Origin of the sequence: Terriglobus aquaticus (assembly GCF_025685415.1) — a bacterium.
Lineage (GTDB): Bacteria > Acidobacteriota > Terriglobia > Terriglobales > Acidobacteriaceae > Terriglobus > Terriglobus aquaticus.
Genome location: NZ_JAGSYB010000001.1, coordinates 1,412,434 through 1,432,398, shown reverse-complemented (window position 1 = coordinate 1,432,398; position 19,965 = coordinate 1,412,434). Strand labels below are relative to the sequence as shown.

Sequence of the window (19,965 nt, the reverse complement as noted above, 5' to 3'; positions counted from 1 at the left end):
GTGATTGCCGTCACCGCGCGCCAGCCCGTATGCTTAGGCTGTTCTTAGCATCCAAGTGCATGGTCAGGCAGTTGCGCGCGGGCTTGCGCGACCCCGGCGCTTTTGGAAGCAAGTTAGAAATCGGCCCAGGTGCCGGGTGGAGTGCGAAGTCATGGCAGAACCAGTCAGCACCGACATCGTGGGTGGCTGTTGTCCCCCCTCCGATAGCCTGTTCGAGCGCTGCGGCTGGTTTTACGCACTGTGTCGAGAACACCTGTTTCATGACCATTCGCCGGAGATAGCCGACGGCTTGTGGGGTGGGGAAGGCCCGCCGGCCGGCACACACCTGCTGGAGCTTGGCTGTGGTCCCGGCTTCTATGCCTGTCGCTTCGCTGAAAACTATCCTCACATTCGAACCACCGGCATTGACTTGAGCAAGGCGCTGCTGACCCGAGCGCGCACTCGCGCGGCTGCCATGAAACTACAAAACTGCAGCTTTCACCAGGCGGATGTTCACCAGCTTCCGGCGACCGTCGGCACTGTGGACAGCATTGTCGTGTCACGCCTGTTTCTCGTCGTGCCCAACCGCGACGATGTAATGCGCGAGATCTTCCGGGTACTTCGGCCGGGCGGAAAGTGCTTTGTCGCCGAGCCGGTACAAAGCGCGCGGACACAGTTTCCGCTCAGCGCCATGTGGCTTCTGGCGAAGCTTTCCTCGTTCACCAAGGTACCTTACGTTGAGCCTCACCGTGTGACCACCATGACCGAGGCGGAGTTTGGTGGCCTGGTCCAGGCGCAGCCGTGGCAGGACATCGTATTCCGCCGCGACGGCCGCTACCAGTTTGCGGTCTGCACCAAGCCGGCTGGTGTGGAAGAAGTCTCGGCTGTGAACACAGCCGACCTGCTGGAGCCGTGCATTGCCTGACGTGGCGCCGACGCCGTATCCGCTGCTGCGGCCCTCCGAATCGAACCCCGAGCTTGCCGGACACTGCGCCCTGGCGGTCATGACCAAGGCCCCACGACCGGGGAAGGTGAAGACTCGCCTGTCTCCGCCGTTGACGCTGGAGCAGACGGCCGCACTGAACATCTGTTTTCTGCGCGACACCACGCGAAACATCGCGGAGGTACGGGGCGGCCGCGGTGTGCTCTGCTACACGCCGGCCGGCGAAGAAGCAGCATTTGCCGGCATCGCGCCGGACGGGTTTTCGCTGATTCTGCAGCGCGGTGACGGGTTCGGCGAACGTCTTCATCTTGCTGCAACGGATCTTCTATCGTGCGGGTTCGGTGCTGTCTGCCTGATCGACTCCGATTCGCCCACCTTGCCGCACGCCGCGTTGCAGCAGGCGGTGGACGCGCTGAACCAGCCCGGCGACCGCTTGGTGTTGGGCGGGTCGCACGATGGCGGATACTACCTGATCGGCCTGAAACGGGCACACCCGGAACCGTTCGAGCGCATCACCTGGAGTACGGAGTTCGTGCACGCGGAGACGCTGGAGCGCTGCAGCGAAGCCGGGATCGAGGTCGTGCACCTGCCGGTCTGGTATGACGTGGACGACGCTTCCACTTTGCGGGTCTTGGCTGCCGAGCTGCTGGACGGGAACCGCCCTCATTTCGCGACCACGGAGGGCTTCGACGCCGCTGCAACCCGCGCCTTCCTCGCAGATCTCGCCTCGGCAGGCGAAGTTTCCTGGCGCACTGCGCCGACCTCGTCTCGTTCATGAAGCACGACATTGAGACTCACCCTATGAGTTGGCGTTCGCTGCTGTACCGCGGCTCACCAGGGAGCACGAACGTCGTCCTCGTGCTGCTCGGCCTGGCGCTCCTCTTCCTGTCGCGTCATCTTGCCGTTGAGTTCGACACGTTTGTGATCGGCTACTCCGAAACGTCTACCTGTGCTCTGGCCGTGTCTCTGGCCGCAGGACTCGTGGTGTGGACGCAGCCGACGGATCGCCGCTCGTTCTGGATCATCGTTGGCACCGCGTTGTTGTGCCGCCTGGCGCTGCTGACGCCGGAGCCACACCTGTCCAGTGACATCTACCGATATGTCTGGGACGGATATGTGCAGCACCACGGCATCAATCCCTACCGCTATTTCCCGGGTAACGAGCACCTGCGATGGCTCCAGGAAGACGATATTTTCCCGTACATCAATCGTCGCGATTATGCGCCGACTATCTACCCGCCAGTGGCGCAGATGCTGTTCTGGATCGCCACCTGGTTCTCGCCGACGCTCACGCTGATGAAGCTGACCATGTACGCGCTGGAAGGCGTGACGGTATTTGCCCTGGCGAATATGCTGGAGCAGATGGGTCGCCGCAGGGAAGAGGTCATCCTCTACGCCTGGAGCCCGCTATGCATTTGGGAGTTCGGTTCCAGCGGACACCTGGATGCTGCGCTGATCGCCGCCGTGTGCCTGGCGCTTCTGTTCCGGTTGCGAGATCGTCCCTGGCTCACCGGCTTTGCGTTGGGCGCGGCCGTGATGATCAAGTTCTACCCGTTGCTGCTGTTTCCCGCGTTGTGGAAGCGTCGCGACTGGCGCATGCCGGCTGCTGTCGTGTCGGTGATTGTTGCCGGATATGCGGTGTACTCCAGTGTGGGCATGAAAGTGTTCGGTTTTGCCGGCGGATACGCAGCGGAGGAGGGCATGGACTCTGGTACTCGCTATTTCCTCCTGGAAGCTGCGCGGCATGTTCCCGGTTTCAGAGGTCTGGGCACACCGGCGTTTCTCGCCTTTTGCGCTGCCGTGTTTCTGCCGCTGATGCTGTGGTGCTGGCGTGCGAGCCAGATGCCGGGCACAGCCTTTCTGAGACCCGCGGCAGCACTGGCATTCGCTCTGATGCTGCTGTTTTCGCCGCATTACCCCTGGTACGTGGCGTGGCTGCTGCCGTTCCTGGTTCTGTTGCCGGAACTGCCAGGCATCGTCTATGTCTACAGCGTTTTCTACTGGCTGACGACGCAGTACGCGGAACCGGGTCCGAAGATGTTCCATGCGAATAGCTGGACCTACGGCGCGAGCGCAGTTGCATTGCTGCTTTGGCTACTGTGGCGAAAGTATCGGGGCAGCTTGCATCTGCCCCTGCCTTGGCGGGCGGTGACGAGTGAGGCCGCGCGATGAGTGTTTCGGTCATCATTCCCGCGCTCAATGAAGCGGAGTCGATCGGCTATACGGTCAATGAGCTGCCCTGGGCCGAAATCCAGGAGTGCCTGGTCGTCGACAACGGCAGCACGGACGCGACTGCGGAGGTTGCAGCAGCGGCGGGTGCCCGCGTGGTTCGAGCAGCGCGAGGCTATGGCTCGGCATGCCTGGCTGGCGTGGCCGCCGCTTCCGCGGCATCCGAAATCCTGGTCTTCATGGATGGCGACGGTGCGGACGTTCCAACGCATCTCCCAGAACTGGTGGCTCCGATCCAGCGAGGCGAGCAGGACCTTGTCCTGGGGACGCGACTGGGCGGAGACCGGCGGGGCCGTGTCCGTCAGCCGGGCTCCATGCTCGGATCGCAAGTTTTCGCCGGCTGGTTCGTCGGGCAAATCGTCCGGCTGGTATACGGCTTCCGGTACACCGACATGTGCGCCTTTCGCGCCATCCGCCGCGATGCCCTGGACCGCTTGAAGATGCAGGAGCGCACCTATGGCTGGAATCTGGAAATGCAGATTAAGGCAGTGCAGCACCACCTGCGCGTCCAGGAGATTCCGGTCAGCTACCGCGTCCGGTACGGCGGAGTGTCCAAGGTTTCGGGCGATTGGAGGGCGTCGATCAAGGCTGCAACGCGCATTCTGGAAGTGCTGATCCGGGTGACGCGTCAGGGCCGAAGCTGAGCCTTTTCTCGCGCGCAACTTCCCGCAGTAAATTGCGTCTGAACGGCTAGCGGGCGCGACGTTTCCGTCCCGCGTGGAGCAGCACCATGCAACAAAGGTATCGATTTCTGGCAGCGATCGCCATGTCTGCCGTTCTGGCTGGCGGCGCAGCCGCACAGCAATCCACCACCAGCGACGCAGCCATCCAGGCGAGCGTCCTGAAGGCGATGGCCGCGGACAATCGCTTGGCCTCGCAGCAGATCCAAACCACTACCGCGTTCGGCACGGTGACCCTGTCCGGTTCTGTGCCCGATGAGCAGACGCGCAACGCAGCCGAGCAGGTCGTGGCGCACACCGTCGGTGTCAAGAAAGTCGTCGACCAGCTCACCATCGGCACTGCGGGAGATCAGGCGGGCACAACCACGGGCTCAGCGACTGAGCAAGCCGCAAATGAGCAGGCCGGGATGGCGGCGTTGAATGAGCCGGACGCCACGTCACAGCAGAGTCTGCCGAACCAGGCACCTGCTCCCGCAGGCCAGACCGCTCAGCCACTGCCGCCACAGCAGCAGGCGTACCCAATGCCGAACAGTCAGCAGCAGGTCGGTCAGACCTACCCGCAGCCGCAGCCCGGGTACCCTCAGGGGGGATATCCGCAGGGTGCGCCACCGCAACAGTACCCGCAGGCAAACGCGCCACAGTATCCACAACAGGGATATCCGCAAGGCGCGCCACAGCAGTACCCTCAGCAGGGCTATCCGCAACAGCAGGGCTATCCGCAGCAGCAGGGTCCGTACGCGAACAATCAGGGTTATCCGCAGCAGCCAACGCCCGGCATGTATCGCCGCCAGTGGGAGGCTCAGCAGGGTTATGGTCAGCCAGCACCGTACGGTTACGGGCCGCAGGGCGGTCAGCCGGCGGGTCAACACGTCACCATCGCTCCGGGTGTGGTGCTGCCCGTCCGCATCACGCGCTGGCTCTCCAGCGGCGACGCCGAACCGGGCACCAACTTCACGGCCGTGGTTGAGAACGACATTCTCGCCAACGGTCTGATCGCGATTCCACGCGGTGCCGAGGTGCAGGGAACCGTTGTGGACGCGAAGGGTGCTGGTGCGCTGAAAGGTCGCGGGAGCCTCACGCTCCAGTTGACGGCGCTGCACCTTGGCGGGCAGAATATCCCGCTGCAAAGCCAGACGTTCACCGTGACGGGTCGCGACAAGGCGGCACAGTCCGTAAACTCCGCGATCGGGGGCGCGGCCGTGGGCGCGATCATTGGTGCCATCGCGGGTCGCGGAACCGGCGCTGCAATCGGTGCCGGCGTGGGTGGCGCTGCCGGCCTCGGCGCTGCCGCAGCCAGCGGTGGAGGCAACGCGCACATTCCGGCAGAGGCGCTGTTGCGCTTCCCACTCACGGCTCCGGTCAGCCTTTTGACTGTCTCTGAGGCGGAGATGCAGCGCCTGGGCAGCTACGCGGGCCCTGAAGGAGCTCGCCGGCCACTGCCCCCGCCGGGCTACGGTTACGGCCCGGCACCGTATCCATACCCTTACGCTTACCCTCGCGGCTACTACTACTGAGAACGACTCGCTGAAGCAAAGGCGCGTGCACCTGAGTGCACGCGCCTTTCTTGTTATCACCAAGGGGAAGCTCGCTCTCTCGCCACAGGCAAACCGGCTCCGCTCCCCATCACCTAATCCGAACGCCGCATCATGACGATGCATCCAACTCAGGCGATGCGTAAGCGCAACCCATCCTCTTCCCGGCAGCAACGGCCTGCGACCTCGTCCCGACAGAAGCGCCAAAAGTCAACGGCCCCCGTCGAGTCGATGAGTGTTCTGAACGATCCGGCGGACTTCGCCAAGGCTGCGGGTCTTCGCTACGTTACCGATCATCGCCCGGGCATCTCCCGCAAGCGCTTCCGTGGCAGCTTCCGCTACTTCATGCCTGACGGGACAGCGGTAAAGGATGCGGAAACCCTGGCCCGCATCAAGTCGCTGGTGATCCCCCCAGCGTGGGAACAGGTCTGGATCTGCAAAGAGGCCAACGGCCATCTGCAGGCCACCGGCCGCGACGCCCGTGGACGCAAGCAGAGCCGCTACCACCCTAAGTGGCGCGCCATCCGCGACGAGAACAAGTACGAGCGCATGACCCATTTTGCCGAGGCGCTTCCCGGAATTCGCGCTCGCGTACACCACGACCTGGGACTGCACGGCATGCCCCGCAACAAGGTGTTGGCGACCATTGTCAGCCTGATGGAGGTCACCCATATCCGGGTGGGAAACACCGAATACGCTCGCGAAAACCACTCGTATGGGCTGACGACCATGCAGCACGAGCATGTCGACGTGCATGGCTCGGAAATCACCTTCAGTTTCCAGGGAAAGAGCCGCGTTCACCACACTATTCACCTGCACGATCGCCGGCTGGCCCGCATTATCCGCCAGTGCGAAGAGATTCCCGGTCACGAGCTGTTTCAATATGTCGACCACGACGGCGACCACCACGTGATCGATTCGCAGGCGGTGAACGAGTATCTGCGCGAGATTACGGGCCAGCACTTCACGGCCAAAGACTTCCGCACGTGGCACGGGACAGTGATGGCGGCCAAGATGCTCCACGAGTTCGAGCCGTTCCGGAATGTCACGGAAGCCAAGAAGAACATCGTCGCGGCGATCAAGCAGGTCGCGTCGGAACTCGGCAACACGCCCTCGGTGTGCCGCAAGTGCTATGTTCACCCGGCGGTGATCGACGCCTACATGGGCGGTCTGACCAAGCAAGAGGCCAAGGAAGAACTGGACGAGCAGATCGCGGAGCGAAGCGAAGCTGTGTCCCGGGAAACTGACCCGCACGGGCTGCACGAGGAAGAGAAAGCACTGGTCAGCCTGCTGCAGCAAAGAATGCTGCTGGAAGCGGCGGCTTAGCCGGGCCGGGGCTGCTCTATACTTGGCACAGCGTTTCGCGCGAAGCGGTGATACCGCGTGCGCCTGCGTTCCGCCGGCTTCGCGGCATTTCGAGAAGGATTTCGTCCCACCACCAGACATGATTCGTTTTCTGCAAAGTGACAATCGCCTGACCAAGGCGATCTTCGGTGTGGTGATCGGTGCGGCCATCATCACCATGGTGATCACGCTCGTCCCCGGCATTTACGAGGGTTTCGCCGGCGCTCCTCAAGGCGCATACGCTACCGTCCGCGAACCCGGGGTGATCGGACGCCTGTTCGGCAGTTCGGAGACCATCCAGAGCACCGAGGTCGCAAACCTGGCCGGCAACCTGGCGCAGCGGCAGGGATACCCAGCGCAGTTTGCGCAGTTCCTGCAGCCTCAGGCGCAGCAGATCCTGCTGGCTGGAGCCATTGAGAAGCAGGAAGCGCACCGTCTCGGACTGGTGGCTACGGACGACGATGTTCGATACGACCTGCAGCATGGCCAGCTTGGCCAGTTGTTCTTCCCCAACGGCCAGTACATCGGGGACGACAAGTACCGGCAGTTTGTGACCCAGCAGATCGGCTTCGCTTCCACGCAGGAGTTTGAAGACAAGCTGCGCGACGAACTGACGCAGCGCAAGCTGGTGGCCTTCATCACTGCCAACGCCAATGTGAGCGACAACGCCGTTCGCGAAGAAGTGCGGCAGCAGGGCATGAAGATCAAGTTCGACTATGCCGCCATCACGGCGGATGACGTAGCGAAGGCGATCAACCCGATCGACAGCGAACTGCAGAGTTTTTTCCAGAAGAATCAGGCGCGCTACGCGAACGCGATTCCGGAACAGCGCAAGATCACCTACATTCCGGTGGACGCCGGCAGCTTGCCAGGCGGCCGTCCTCAGGTAACGGATGCCGACCTGCAGGCGTACTACAACGCGCATAAGGCGGATTACCACGTTGACGAGCAGGTCAAGGTTCGCCACATCCTGATCAGCGCGCCCAAGGGTGCGGATGCCAAGACCGACGCCGAAGCCAAGGCCAAGGCGCAGGGCCTGCTGGACCAGATTCGCAAGGGTGCAGATTTTGCAGCGCTGGCCAAGGCGAACTCGCAGGACCCCGGCTCCAAGGATGCGGGTGGTGAACTCGGTTACGTGAAGCGGAACCACCAGATGGTGCCTGCGTTTGAAGCTGCCGCGATGGCGCTCAAAGCCGGGCAGACCAGCGATCTGGTCCGCACCGACTTCGGTTACCACATCATCCAGGCGGAGGCTCGTGACGAAGCACACGACAAGCCGCTGAGCGAAGTTGCGGCGGAGATCCGGCCCATTCTGGAGCAGCAGAAGGCCGCAGGAGCCTTGCAGAGCTTTGCTTCGCAGCTTGCGTCCGAAGCCGCAAAGGAAGGGCTCGACAAGGCTGCCGCGGCTCACAACCTGCACGCGACCACGACGGACTACGTCCCGACCGGCGGTCCTGTCAGCGGTCTGCCTGACGCGACCCAGATGCTGCAGGGCGCCTTCGGACAGAAGAAGGGCGATGCGCCTCGCGTCGCTCCGGCCGGTCCGGGACAGATGGTCGTGTACACGACCGACGACATCCACCCGGCGCACGCGCCCACCTTCGCCGAGTGGAAGGGACATGTTCTGGACGATTACAAGGCCGAACAGGTTCCTGGCCTGCTGCAGGCTCGCCTGACCAAACTGGCGACGCGCGCGCAGGAATTGCACGATCTGCGCAAGGCAGCAGCCGAGCAGAACGTTCCGGTGAAGTCGAGCGACCTGGTTGGCCGTGACGCCAACGTGCCGGACGTGGGACAGATGAACGGCCCTGCCAGCGCGGCGTTTGACCTGCCCAAGGGCGGGATCACCGGCGGTCTGAGCGTCGAGAACGGATCTGCAGGCGTCATTCTGCAGGTACTGGATAAACAGGAACCATCGCCTGAGGACATTGCGAAAACCTACGCCACGCGCCGCGCGGAACTAATCGAGCGGAAGCGCGCGGAGATCTTCGGTGTGTACATGGGCACGCTGCTGGACCGGTACAAGGCCAAGGGTGCGATTCGCATTTACCAGCAGCCGAAGCAGCCCGGCCTACCGCTCGGCTCTTAAAGGTTGAAGGACAAATAAGTGTCAGGCCCGGCGTTCTTACGTCGGGCTTGTCACTTTAGGCGCTTGCCGTTGCTTTCGCCGCTCCGTCGGCATCGTATGGAGCAAATGGTCTCTGAACGGCTTTCTGGTGTTCTGGTGCACGTCACGTCGCTTCCTTCCAACGGCGGCATCGGCGATTTTGGCCCCGCGGCGTACGGTCTGATCGATTGGCTCGCCTCGGCGAAGCAGCGTGTGTGGCAGGTGCTGCCGCTGAATCCGGTGGGTTACGGGAACTCACCGTACAGCGCGATCTCCGCTTTTGCGGGGAACCCGCTGCTCATTTCGCTCGACACGCTGCAGGAGCAGGGTTGGCTGGCCGCAGAGGACTGCGCAAATCTGCCGGGTTCAGACGGCAATGTCGATTTCGCTCAAGTGACGGAGCGGAAGCTGCCGCTGGTGGAAGAAGCGGCTCGCCGCTTTTTGAAGCAGAGCACGGGTGAAGTTTGCGAACGCTACAACAGCTTTCGGGAACGCAATGATTACTGGCTAACCGACTATGCGCGTTACGTGGTGATCCGTCGCGAGAACGAGTACAAGCACTGGCTTGACTGGCCGGCGGGTCTTTCACAACACGACGCCGAAGCCCTGACGGCCTTTGACGCTGAACACGCGGACGCCCTGAATACGGAGTACGCGATCCAGTTCCTCTTCCAAGAGCAGTGGAGCGCCCTGCGCGCCTTTGCCATGTCCCGCGACGTGCGCATCATGGGCGACATGGCGATCTTCGTGTCGTACGACTCGGCCGATGTCTGGGCCAATCGTGAGCTGTTTGAACTGGATGAAGAAGCGAAGCCGACTGCCGTTTCGGGCGTGCCGCCGGACTACTTCTCCGCCACGGGCCAGCGCTGGGGCAATCCGCTGTACCGTTGGCGCTACATGGAGCAGCACGGATTCGACTGGTGGGTAGACCGGGTCAAGCGGCAGTTAGACCTCTATGACCTGCTCCGGCTCGATCACTTCCGCGGCTTCGAAGCGTACTGGCGCATCCCCGCCGCCGAGGAAACGGCACTAAATGGCGAGTGGGTTGAGGCGCCCGGGTACGCCCTGTTTGATCGGCTCAAGTCCACCTTGGGAGGCTCGCTTCCGTTCATCGCGGAAGATCTGGGCGTCATTACCGACAAGGTGGAAAAGCTGCGCAACGACTTCGACATGCCGGGCATGCGAGTGCTGCAGTTCGGCTTTGCGGGCCGAGGCGCCCACCTGCACCTGCCGCATAAGCACACCACCAATATGGTCGTGTACACGGGCACTCACGACAACAACACGACTCTGGGTTGGTGGCGCGAAGCGGAAGAGACCGACCGCAACAACCTGCTGACCTACGTTGGCCCGCTGGCGCATGAGAATGACGTGGTGTGGTCCATGATCCGCCTGGCCGAACGGTCAGTTGCTGCCATTTGCCTCATCCCCTTACAAGACTTGCTGCACCTGGGCAGCGAGGGCCGCATGAACACGCCGTCCGTTCCGGAGAACAACTGGACCTGGCGTTACGCTCCCGAAGCCCTGCATCCCGATATCGCCCTGCAGTTGCGTCACGTCACGGAGCAGTGCGACCGCGATAGCTACGTCCCGGAAGAGATGGAAGAGCAATCGGCCAAGGAGGGCGACGAGGCGAAGGAGAAACAGCGTTCCGAGACTGACGCCGTCAGCGTCGCGGCTTGAGCGCGTCTGGCTTGCGATACGCACGGTACACTTCTTAGGAAGGAGTTTTAACCCATGCCGCTCTCCGGAGAAGCCATCCGCACGATGAACTATGTGGACGACATTGCCGTTACACTGCGCCGAATCCTGGCTACCCTGCCAGAACTGACGCCTGAGGAGCGCACCCGCGTTGGGGAGCACATCCGCAACTCCGACCCGAGCTACAGCGCGGTTCTGCAGGCGCTGGAAACGGAAGTTGAAAAGGCCTAGCGCGCTTGTCCGCAGAGGCTTCGAGTTCATTCGGCCCGCTTACCCTCGCCATTATCGGCGCCGGGCAAGCGGGCCGTTCCCTTGCGGCTGAGGCGGTACGTGCCGGTCATCGTGTAGTGCTGGAAGACGTCCTGCCTTCGCGCCTGCGCACTGCGTTGGAGCAGATACCGACCCAGGGCATGCCGGGCACGCTCGAACTTGCGACAGAGGTGGAGAGCGCCGTCCGGGAAGCAGATCTGGCGGTCGACTTCGTTCCGGACGAACTGGAATCCAAGCTCGAAATCATCAGCATGGTCGATCGCATGGCGCCGCCCAAGACAATCATCTGCATGCCGACACGTGTGCTCGAGGTGAACGATCTGGCAGCGTGCACCTATCGGGCTGACCGCTTTCTGGGGGCTCATGACGCGGGTGACTCCATAACGCTGCACGTCGGCGCGCAGACGTCCGCGGAAGCCGCGGAACTGGCAGAGAGCTTCTGGCGATCGCTCGGCCGCGACGTCCGTGTGGCGCAACCTTCCGTATCTTCTATGCCCACGCAGTAGCTTGGCGGAATGCGAGCTCGAGCCTCGCACGCCGGCGAAGGTAATTGGGGCATATCGCAGCTATAGCTCACGCCCGCCGAACCTCAGGCCTTCGACGCTAACGTGCCGCCCCACTTCACAACGAATGGGTGAGGTGAAGGGCGTGGCCGAACCGGCCATGCCCTTCGCTCGCTACTGCCCCTGCGCCTCGCGCGTGTATGGCTTGGTCAGCCATTGCCGTGCCTCGTTGATCGCGCCCTGGGTGTTGTCATTGGTCTGGACGGCAAGACGGTACTCGTTGACGGCGCGATCGCGCTGGCCGGTCACGTCGAAGATCTTGCCAAGACCGATGTGGCTCCAAACCTCGGTCCATTTCGGTTCGCCGTCGCCACGCAGAGCATCGCGATAGCTGTTGGCGCTGGACTGGTAGTTCCGCTGCGTGAAGAAGATTTCCGCGATGCGATAGTTCGCGAGCGACGAACTGTGATTCTGGTCCAAGGCTTTCTGGTACTCGGCCAGTGCGCCGATCAGGTCGCCCTGCGCCACCAGCAACTGGCCACGCAGCACGGAAACACGAACCGCCAGGTCCGGTGTCGATTTCAGGATCCAGTTATCCGGGTCGATGACGATGCGGCGCGGCCTGCCGAAGGTCTCGATGGTGTAGGTGGAGTCGGTGCCGCTCACATCGATGCGCTGCGACTCCGTCTTGCCGTCCGTTTCGATGCGCAGCTCAACCGGCATGCGGAACAGGTCTAGATCCTGCGACATCGATCCGATGGTGCGGAAGCCCTTGTTGCCGCCAAGCCGAAAGACCGAGAACTTGTCCGTAAAGTTCGGTGCTCCAGTGCCGTCGATCCACTGCGCAAAGAAACCCGCCGTGTTTACACCGCTGTTCTGCGCGTTCAGCACGGCTGCTACATCTGTGCCGCGCACTGACTTGTCCGTGTATTGGGACAGCAGCCCACGCAAGAACGCGACAAACTTCTCGTCGCCCATCTGGTAGCGGAGCATGTGAAAGACCATGGCTCCCTTATCCGGCGTCTCCGACTGGAACTGCGGCGAGAAGGGATCAACGCGGGTGAGCGTGCTGAGTGGTGCCGTGTCATAGGCAAGGGCACTGGCCTGAATGTCCGGCAGCACCGCCTGCAGAGCACCCTTGCCGGCTGACTCTTCCAGGTACATTAGCTCGGCATAGCGAGCCATGCCGTTGGTGATCCAGGCGTCTCCCAGCGTTGCAGGGCTGATCTCCGAGCCCCACCACTGGTGCGCGATCGTGTTCGAGAGCAGTCGGTAGCTGTTGGCGAGGCCGATGCGGTTGCCGGCGATGCCGGCAAGTTCCGGTGCCCATGTGCCCGTGAAGGTGTCGGTAGGCAACTCGACAACCTGAAGCTTGCTGGATTCGGGCTGGCCAAATGTAGTGGTGAAGTACTCCATCTGGCGCTGAGCGACGGCGCCATACTCCTGTGCAGTCGCTTTGTTCTTCTCCAGTACATACAGCGAAATGTTGGATACACCCGCCGGATGGATCACCGGCAGGAACTTGCCCGTCACCAGCGTGCCGGGGAAACCCGGTTTCGACCAGACAAAATCGAACTCCGTCCGATTGCCGGGCAGGCTTTTCTTCCCGGTGAAGCCCGATGCGACTGCCGTCTGGTCGCCCGGCACACGCACGTGCAGGTTCATGGTGAACCGGTTCGTGAACAGGCCGATCACCGGGAACCACCGGCCAGGGTATAGCAGGGTCGAGATTGGGTTGGCGACCTCGGCCGTCTTGATGCCCTCCACCGGGCTTGTATCCGACCCTGAAAGCACACCGTTGTAGGTAAAGCTCATGGTGCCGGTTGTGCCCTTGGCCAACGTTGCAGGCAGCGCGACGGCGATGGTGGAGTTACGGGCATTCCGTTCGGACTCTAGCGGTTTGCCGTTGGGTCCGTTTAGTTGCGTTACCCGCAGGCCGTTGTTCAACTCAAACGTTGCGGTGGAGGTGTCCTCCAGAGCGTTTACGGTCACGATTGCGGTCGCGCTCAGCTTGTTCGTCGCCGGGTCCAGATCGGCGTCGATGGTGTAGCCGGTCACCTGAATCGTCTGGCGGGCGGTCTGTGCGAGCAGCGGTGTGACACACACGAGCACGCCGGAAAGTGCGGCTCGGCAAAATCGTGCAGCAGTAGGCATCCAGTCCTCGAAAAGCAGCAAGGTGGCGCGCGCTTCAAGCGCACCCTCAACCTGTTAGACGCGACTCGTATGGTTCAAGATCAACGGCGCAAACACGCCCTTTCAGGAGGCCGAAGCGAGAGCCTGCAGAACGGCATCCCGTAAGCGTTCCGTGGCGGTCTGCTCGCCCGCGGGCAGCAGGCGTTGCCGCACTGTACGCAATCCAGCCAGAGCTTCCTCGCGCTCGGCGCCGTCCGCCAGCAGTGGCCGCAATGCCGCCACGACGTTTTCCGCCGTGAACTGATCCTGCAGCAGCTCGCGGGTGACCCGCCGGCCCGCGATCAGGTTGGGCATGGCCACCGGCAGGTTTCCGTGCTCGTCCAGATCGGCGATCACCTCAGGGGGGTACGCCACCAGCCGCTTCGCGGTGCGGAAGGTAAGGTTGGACACGCGATAGACCGTGACAAAGGGCGTCCCTAGCACCGCGGCCTGCACGGTTGCGGTGCCGCTGGCCACGGCGGCGGCCCGGCTGTGAAACAGCGCGGACCGTGCATCCCGCGTCCACGAGAAAGGCACTTTCACGCTGTGCAGGTACGTGCTCTCTACCTCGGCAAGGTCCAGCCCTGAGGCGACAGGAACGACAAAGTTATAGCAATCCCCGAGCAAGTTGGCTGCCTTGATCAGCGTCGGAAAGTTAGCCACCACCTCAGACCGTCGGCTGCCGGGCAGCAGCGCGATCCACGGCTTAGCGGGATCGAGGTGGTGCTGCACTGCAAACTCCTCGCGAGTGATAGAAGGCAGCGGTGCCTCGGCGAGCGGGTGACCGACGAACACGGCCTTGACGCCGCGAGCACGGTAAAACGGCTCTTCAAAGGGAAAGATCGTCAGCATCTGCGAGACGCGCTCCTGCACCCAGCGCAGCCGCTTCCGCTTCCACGCCCAAAGCTGCGGGCTGACGAACCAGATCACCGGGATACCAAGCCGCTTGCAGTGCTTTGCCAGCCGGAAGTTTACGTCGGGGAAGTCGATCAGGACCGCGGCATCCGGCCGTTCCCTGCGAAGTATGGCTACAAGCCGGCGGAAGCTCTGCAAGACCCGCGGGATGTGCCGCACGATCTCCGTGATGCCCATGAAGGCGACGTCTTCCGCCCGGACAATGCGTCGCTGGCCGGCGCTCTCCATTGCCGCACCGCCAAGCCCGACGAACCGCGCCTGTGGCAGCTTTCCCCGCAGGCTGCCAATCAGTTCCGCACCGTAGTGATCGCCAGATGCCTCTCCGGCAGATACGAAGATGAGGGGATCGGGACGCATCCTGCCTAGCATAGGCGGAACCGCCGGCTCTGCGTGAAAGCTCTTGCCGGTGATCCGGGGATCAACGTGCCGCCACTCCGACAAGCGGCTCCAGCGTGACGTGCAGCAGAAGGTAGAACAGGCCGCCAATCAGTGCTGCGCCCGGAAACGTCAACACCCAGCCGTAGACGATGCGCCGGGCCCAAACCCATCGCACGGCGTGCACACCTCTTGTCGCGCCCACACCGCTGATCGCGCCGCCAATGGCGTGTGTGGTGGAGATGGGTACCTTGGCGAAAGTCGCGAGCCCAATGGTGAATGCCGCGGCCAGCTCTGCGGAAAAGCCACCCATTGGCCGCAAATGTGGGGTGATCCTGGATCCCATGGTCTTCACGATGCGCCAGCCACCAATCATTGTCCCGAGCGCGATGGCAGCGTGGCAGCTCAGGATGATCCATAGCGAAATCTCGTGGTGCATGCCGAACAGTACGTGCCGTGATGTGGCGTAGCGAGAGTACCCGGAACTGACGAGCAGCGCGACGATGATGCCCATCGTCTTTTGCGCGTCATTGGTGCCATGACCCAACGAGTAAGCGCCCGCGGAAAACAACTGGAGCGACCGGAACAGCTTGCTCGCGCGTTCGCGCGGAATCCTATAAGTGCTCCACGCAACAATGTGCATGAACACGTATCCCAGCACCATGCCGATCAGGGGCGAGATCACCAGGAACAGCAGCACCGGCGCCCACCCGCGAAGCAGAATCGCGTGAGAGCCGGCCTTGACTAGGGCGGCGCCGGCAAGGGAAGAGATGATCGCGTGCGACGAACTGGTCGGCAGGGCCAGGTACCAAGTGAGCACGTTCCACACTACGGCTCCAAGCAGTCCCGCAAGCACAATGTACACACTCATCACGGCCGGATCGATCAGGTTATTGCTGATGGTGTGAGCCACACCGGTTCCAAAGACAAATGCCGCGACAAAGTTGAAGAAAGCTGCCCAGGCTACGGCCTGCGTTGGGGTGAGCACACGTGTGGTCACAATGGTCGCGACTGAGTTCGCGGCGTCGTGAACCCCGTTCAGGAAATCAAACAGGAGTGCGATTGCAACAACCAGGACAACCAGGGCTAGGGGGATCGCGTGCATGCAGGTGTCGTGGGTTGCGGCTAATCGTTCTTTAGCAGGATGCGTTCAACGGTACGTCCGAGATTGTCCAGGAGGTAGATGGCCTCCAACATCAGGTCATGCACCTCGCGCTTCTTCATCACCTGCAACGCATCCGGCTGGCCCGAGTACAGCTCCAGCAGAAAGCGATCGCGCGCCTGGCGAGCCTGCTCCTCCTGCCGCCCGATCTCGTCCAGGTTGGGCCGCAGCGCGGTGAGTTTCACTTCCTTGCGCAGTTGCCTCAGCGCGGAGGCAAGCTCGCGAGCCATCACCTCAATGGCCGCGGTATGCGAACGAAGCGAAGGGTGCATCTCCTCCAGCTTGTAGAGCTCCATGCGCCGACCGCTGGTAGCGATTACGGCGATCACTTCATACAGGCGGCTGGACAGTTCCAGAATGTCCTCTCGGTCAAAGGGAGTGATAAACGCAGTGTCCAGTCTCAAGAGGCTTTCTCGAACTACCCTATGCGCCTCGTGCCGTGCCTGTTCCATCTGGCTCACGTGCCCGTCTGACGCGGGCCATAGGCTCATGGACTGGCTCAGTTCACTTGTGGAGCGCTCCAGCAAACGCCCGAGTTCCTCGAAGTGATCGAAGAAGGTGCGATCTTTGGGCATTAGGCTGAACATTGCACGTCTCGGTGTCCCTTCCACAATCCCGCCCGGAGTCCCTGCGGGTTACGTAAAGTCAAAGCATACCCGAGGGCATGAAGTCGGCGCTGCACTAGTGGACGCAGCGCTATCGGGGCGGGTGGAAAGCAGGCTGCCTGCTGCGGACTACACGCCTTCCGGCACCAGGGGAGCCTCGATCGCAAGGTCACGGGCGAGCTCCTGATCCTTGTACTGCAGCTCATACAGCTTCCAGTACAGGCCGCGCTGGGTCAGCAATTCATGATGCGTTCCGGATTCGCGCAGTTGGCCCTTGTGCATGACCAAGATCAAATCTGCGCGTTGGATGGTGGACAGTCGATGCGCGATCAGTACGGAGGTCCGGCCCGTAATCATCGCCTCCAGCGCGGCACGTACCCGGAGCTCCGTCTCCGTGTCGACGGAGGATGTGGCCTCGTCCAGGATCAGGATTGCCGGCCGGTGCGCCAGCGCACGCGCGAAGCTGATCAATTGCTTTTGCCCCGTCGAAAGCGTCGCGCCGCGCTCATGGACCTCGGTGTCAAAGCCATGGGGAAGCGATCGTACGAAGTCGCCTACATTGACCTCGTCGGCCGCGTGCTCTACCTCGGCATCGGTGATGCGCGCCGTGCCCAGCCGGATATTCGTGCGCACCGTCCCCGTGAAGAGGAAGGCGTCCTGTAGGACGACCCCAAAGCGCTGCCGCAGGGCTTCCAGCGATTGTTGCCGGACGTCCACTCCATCGACGAGCACACTGCCGCGCTGGATGTCGTAGAACCTCATCATCAGCGCGGTAATCGTCGTCTTGCCCGCACCCGTGTGACCGACAATGGCGGCTGTCTGGTCGGCCGCGATGGTGAACGAGACGCCGCGCAGGATCCACTCAATGCCGGGCATTGCGGCAAGCTCTTCGGCAGAGAGTCGAGCGACAAGCTCCTCCTGCTCCGACGTCAACGGCTGATAGGTAAACCAGACATTGCGGAACTCGATCGACCCCAGCGCAGGGTTGCCGGTGCGCGCCGGCGTGACCGGATTGGCCGGCGAAACGATCTCAGGTGCAGTGTCGATCAGGCCGAAGACGCGTTCGGACGCAGCCATTGCAGCCTGAAGAATGTTGTACTTCTCGCTCAAGTCCTGGATGGGGCGGAAGAATCGCTGGGCGTATTGAATGAACGCAACCAGAACACCCAGCGTGACCGTGCTGCCCAGGAAGCGGCGCTCAAACAGTACGCTCAGGCCGCCTTTCCACAGCACAAACGCGATGGCCAGCGTCGACAGGAACTCAACGGCAGGGTAGTACAACGAGTAGGCCTGCACCTGGTCCACATACGCGTCGCGATGCTCGGCATTGGTCTTCACAAATGCCGCGTAGGAGCGCTCTTCGCGATTGAACAACTGCACCACGCTCATGCCGCTGATGTGTTCCTGCGTGTACGCGTTGATTTTGGCAATCGCCGCTCGAATGAGGCGGTAACTCTTGCGTACAGCGATGCGGAACAGCCGGGTGATGTACATGATCACCGGCAGGACCGCCAGCGTGAGCAGGGCGAGCGCCCAGCTCATGCGCAGCATGATCGCGACAATGAAGATGAGAACGAAAACATCCTCAAAGATCGCCAGAACGCCGGACGTGAACATTTCGTTCAGCGCGTCCACGTCGCTGGTCACCCGCGTGACCAGGCGGCCGACCGGATTCTTGTCGTAGAAGCCGACGTGCATGCGCTGCAGGTGGCGAAAGATCTGCGATCGCAGATCGAACATGACCCGCTGACCCGTCCACTGCATCAGGTAGGTCTGCACAAACTCCAGGCCGAAGCTGAGAAGCAGCGCCACCAGATAGATGCCTGCGCATTGCGCAATGCCGGTAAGCGCATTCGCCGACAGGTATCGCACGAACCACGGCGGGTTCGGCGATGGCGTGTCGACCATATAGCGATCGACCGACAGCTTTACCATGTACGGACCGACCACATCCGCGCCCGCTTTCAGCAGAACGGCGATCAGGCTGAGCCCTGACGCAAGACGGTAGGGGCGCAGGTACGTGAGCAGGCGGCGCATGAGCCGGCTGTCGTAGGCTTTGCCGAGAACGTCGTCTTCGGCCGCGGCGCCCTGCTTCTTTTCGCGCTTGCGCTTGTTTGGATCGGCTTTCGCCATGTACTTCCCATTCTAGATGCGGAGAGCCGCCGTACTGGTTCAGCGAACGTGCGCCTGCTGCATGCCTGCATGGGAAAATGATCAGGTGGCTTCTCCAGTCGGAATCTACATCTCGGTCCCGTTCTGCCGGGCCAAGTGCAGCTTCTGCAATTTCGCGTCCGATGCATTTCCGCCCGAGCGCATGCAGGCGTATGTGGATCGGCTGATCCAGGAGATTCAGCGCTCGCCGGAAGCCGCCCGCGCGCTCGCCTGCGAGATGCCGCGCACGGTCGATTCCATTTACCTGGGTGGAGGAACGCCCTCGCTGCTTTCGCCTGCGCAAATCTCAGACGTGTTCGGGGCCCTGCGCCGGCAATTTGATCTGCTGCCAAATGCTGAAATCTCGTTGGAAGCCGCACCCGGACAGATCGCCGAGCTCTTGCTCGAATCGGCTCTGCTGTCCGGCATCAATCGCGTCTCTCTCGGTGTGCAGTCATTCGTGGACAGGGAAGCGCGTGCCGTAGGGCGCCTGCACACGGGCGATGTGTGCCGCGCAGAACTGGAGCGCCTGCAAGCCGCCGGTGTTCCCAGGCTGAGTGTGGACTTGATCGCCGGGCTGCCTTACCAGACCCCTGCAACTTGGACCGAATCGCTGCGGAGCGTACTTGAGAGCCCGGCGGAACATGTGTCGGTTTACATGCTGGAGACAGACGGCGATTCGCGGCTCGGCACCGAGGTCGAAAAGATTCGTTCCACCTCACAACTGACGGTCCTGGGAGAGCAGGCACGCTACCACGCTTCTGCCGTGCCCTCCGAGGAGATGTGCGCGGACTTGTACCACCAGGCTTGTGACACGCTAGCCAGCGAAGGTTTCGCACAGTACGAGATCTCGAATTTCGCTCGACCTGGCGCGCAGTCTCGTCACAATCTCAAGTACTGGCAACGCGCTCCGTACCTTGGGTTTGGTCTGGACGCGCATTCCATGCTGCTGGATGAGAACGGCCGTGCGGTGCGCTTTCAGAACGCGGATGAACTCGATGGGTATCTCGAGGCAACTGGACCGAGTGAGACCTTGCCTATCAGCGACGATGCCGCATTCGAAGAGGCCGTCTTTCTCGGCCTCCGCTTGGCGCAGGGTGTGTCGATCGCCGACCTGGCCGCCATGCGTCAACCTGTACGACTGCGCGCCCTCGTAGAGCGCGCTCGCGAACTTTCGGACGACGGCCTGATGACCGTCTCGCCGGACAGGCTCGCACTCACAGCACAGGGCCGCGTGCTGTCTTCATCCGTCTTCGGCGAACTACTCACCGTGGCCGCTTAGTCAAAGAGGAGAAAT

General features: G+C 62.3%; 16 protein-coding genes. 11 read left to right on the top strand and 5 right to left on the bottom strand.

Translation table 11 applies throughout. The features are described 5' to 3' along the window. The first annotated feature begins 151 nt into the window (after nucleotides 1–151). From OHL12_RS05850 to OHL12_RS05805, 10 genes are all read left to right on the top strand, one after another. Nucleotides 152–904, top strand: a complete 753-nt coding sequence (locus tag OHL12_RS05850; RefSeq protein ID WP_263412887.1) for a class I SAM-dependent methyltransferase — start codon at nucleotides 152–154, stop codon at nucleotides 902–904. A 1-nt stretch (nucleotide 905) separates the two neighbouring features. Then, nucleotides 906–1,700 (top strand): TIGR04282 family arsenosugar biosynthesis glycosyltransferase, encoded by a 795-nt coding sequence (locus tag OHL12_RS05845; RefSeq protein ID WP_263415085.1) that lies wholly within the window; start codon nucleotides 906–908, stop codon nucleotides 1,698–1,700. 23 nt (nucleotides 1,701–1,723) lie between these two features. After that, a complete protein-coding gene (locus OHL12_RS05840; RefSeq protein WP_263412886.1) occupies nucleotides 1,724–3,094 on the top strand; it encodes a glycosyltransferase family 87 protein in 1,371 nt (456 codons plus the stop codon). Further along, nucleotides 3,091–3,795 (top strand): glycosyltransferase family 2 protein, encoded by a 705-nt coding sequence (locus tag OHL12_RS05835; protein ID WP_263412885.1) that lies wholly within the window; start codon nucleotides 3,091–3,093, stop codon nucleotides 3,793–3,795. The genes OHL12_RS05840 and OHL12_RS05835 overlap by 4 nt, the downstream gene beginning before the upstream one ends. 86 nt (nucleotides 3,796–3,881) lie before the next feature. After that, the gene (locus tag OHL12_RS05830; protein ID WP_263412884.1) at nucleotides 3,882–5,345 is read left to right on the top strand and encodes a BON domain-containing protein; all 1,464 of its coding nucleotides are present in this window, start codon (nucleotides 3,882–3,884) and stop codon (nucleotides 5,343–5,345) included. A 249-nt stretch (nucleotides 5,346–5,594) separates the two neighbouring features. Next, a complete protein-coding gene (locus tag OHL12_RS05825) occupies nucleotides 5,595–6,689 on the top strand; it encodes a DNA topoisomerase IB (RefSeq protein ID WP_263412883.1) in 1,095 nt (364 codons plus the stop codon). Nucleotides 6,690–6,807: 118 nt separating this feature from the next. Then, entirely contained in the window at nucleotides 6,808–8,796 is a 1,989-nt protein-coding gene (locus tag OHL12_RS05820) for a peptidylprolyl isomerase (RefSeq protein ID WP_263412882.1), read from the top strand. Between the two features lie 18 nt (nucleotides 8,797–8,814). Beyond that, a complete protein-coding gene (gene malQ, locus OHL12_RS05815; protein WP_317889806.1) occupies nucleotides 8,815–10,497 on the top strand; it encodes a 4-alpha-glucanotransferase in 1,683 nt (560 codons plus the stop codon). Between the two features lie 54 nt (nucleotides 10,498–10,551). Beyond that, a complete protein-coding gene (locus OHL12_RS05810) occupies nucleotides 10,552–10,746 on the top strand; it encodes a hypothetical protein (protein WP_263412881.1) in 195 nt (64 codons plus the stop codon). A gap of 5 nt (nucleotides 10,747–10,751) precedes the next feature. After that, nucleotides 10,752–11,291 (top strand): 3-hydroxyacyl-CoA dehydrogenase NAD-binding domain-containing protein, encoded by a 540-nt coding sequence (locus tag OHL12_RS05805; RefSeq protein ID WP_263412880.1) that lies wholly within the window; start codon nucleotides 10,752–10,754, stop codon nucleotides 11,289–11,291. Between the two features lie 171 nt (nucleotides 11,292–11,462). Here OHL12_RS05805 and OHL12_RS05800 read toward each other — a convergent pair whose 3' ends face one another. The 5 genes from OHL12_RS05800 to OHL12_RS05780 all read right to left on the bottom strand — a co-directional run bounded on the left by OHL12_RS05800 (nucleotide 11,463) and on the right by OHL12_RS05780 (nucleotide 18,650). Then, nucleotides 11,463–13,442: a M1 family aminopeptidase gene (locus OHL12_RS05800; protein ID WP_263412879.1), complete on the bottom strand. Its 1,980-nt coding sequence runs from the start codon at nucleotides 13,440–13,442 to the stop codon at nucleotides 11,463–11,465. A gap of 102 nt (nucleotides 13,443–13,544) precedes the next feature. After that, nucleotides 13,545–14,732 (bottom strand): lipid-A-disaccharide synthase, encoded by a 1,188-nt coding sequence (gene lpxB / locus OHL12_RS05795; RefSeq protein ID WP_263412878.1) that lies wholly within the window; start codon nucleotides 14,730–14,732, stop codon nucleotides 13,545–13,547. 61 nt (nucleotides 14,733–14,793) lie between these two features. Beyond that, the gene (locus OHL12_RS05790) at nucleotides 14,794–15,855 is read right to left on the bottom strand and encodes an inorganic phosphate transporter (RefSeq protein WP_263412877.1); all 1,062 of its coding nucleotides are present in this window, start codon (nucleotides 15,853–15,855) and stop codon (nucleotides 14,794–14,796) included. 20 nt (nucleotides 15,856–15,875) lie between these two features. After that, nucleotides 15,876–16,487 carry a DUF47 domain-containing protein gene (locus OHL12_RS05785; protein WP_263412876.1) on the bottom strand — a complete coding sequence of 204 codons (612 nt, stop codon included), beginning with the start codon at nucleotides 16,485–16,487 and terminating at the stop codon, nucleotides 15,876–15,878. 159 nt (nucleotides 16,488–16,646) lie between these two features. Further along, the gene (locus OHL12_RS05780) at nucleotides 16,647–18,650 is read right to left on the bottom strand and encodes an ABC transporter ATP-binding protein (protein WP_263412875.1); all 2,004 of its coding nucleotides are present in this window, start codon (nucleotides 18,648–18,650) and stop codon (nucleotides 16,647–16,649) included. 85 nt (nucleotides 18,651–18,735) lie between these two features. Here OHL12_RS05780 and hemW point away from each other — a divergent pair, with 85 nt between their 5' ends. Next, nucleotides 18,736–19,950, top strand: coding sequence for a radical SAM family heme chaperone HemW (gene hemW, locus OHL12_RS05775; RefSeq protein WP_263412874.1), 1,215 nt, complete (start codon nucleotides 18,736–18,738; stop codon nucleotides 19,948–19,950). Nucleotides 19,951–19,965 lie beyond the last annotated feature (15 nt).

Bases quoted from the DNA above. Each gene is read 5' to 3' on its own strand.
- OHL12_RS05850 (WP_263412887.1), top strand. From the start codon at position 152: ATGGCAGAACCAGTCAGCACCGACATCGTGGGTGGCTGTTGTCCCCCC.
- OHL12_RS05840 (WP_263412886.1), top strand. From the start codon at position 1,724: ATGAGTTGGCGTTCGCTGCTGTACCGCGGCTCACCAGGGAGCACGAAC.
- OHL12_RS05835 (WP_263412885.1), top strand. From the start codon at position 3,091: ATGAGTGTTTCGGTCATCATTCCCGCGCTCAATGAAGCGGAGTCGATC.
- OHL12_RS05830 (WP_263412884.1), top strand. From the start codon at position 3,882: ATGCAACAAAGGTATCGATTTCTGGCAGCGATCGCCATGTCTGCCGTT.
- OHL12_RS05825 (WP_263412883.1), top strand. From the start codon at position 5,595: ATGAGTGTTCTGAACGATCCGGCGGACTTCGCCAAGGCTGCGGGTCTT.
- OHL12_RS05820 (WP_263412882.1), top strand. From the start codon at position 6,808: ATGATTCGTTTTCTGCAAAGTGACAATCGCCTGACCAAGGCGATCTTC.
- OHL12_RS05810 (WP_263412881.1), top strand. From the start codon at position 10,552: ATGCCGCTCTCCGGAGAAGCCATCCGCACGATGAACTATGTGGACGAC.
- OHL12_RS05800 (WP_263412879.1), bottom strand. From the start codon at position 13,442: ATGCCTACTGCTGCACGATTTTGCCGAGCCGCACTTTCCGGCGTGCTC.
- lpxB (WP_263412878.1), bottom strand. From the start codon at position 14,732: ATGCGTCCCGATCCCCTCATCTTCGTATCTGCCGGAGAGGCATCTGGC.
- OHL12_RS05790 (WP_263412877.1), bottom strand. From the start codon at position 15,855: ATGCACGCGATCCCCCTAGCCCTGGTTGTCCTGGTTGTTGCAATCGCA.
- OHL12_RS05785 (WP_263412876.1), bottom strand. From the start codon at position 16,487: ATGCCCAAAGATCGCACCTTCTTCGATCACTTCGAGGAACTCGGGCGT.
- OHL12_RS05780 (WP_263412875.1), bottom strand. From the start codon at position 18,650: ATGGCGAAAGCCGATCCAAACAAGCGCAAGCGCGAAAAGAAGCAGGGC.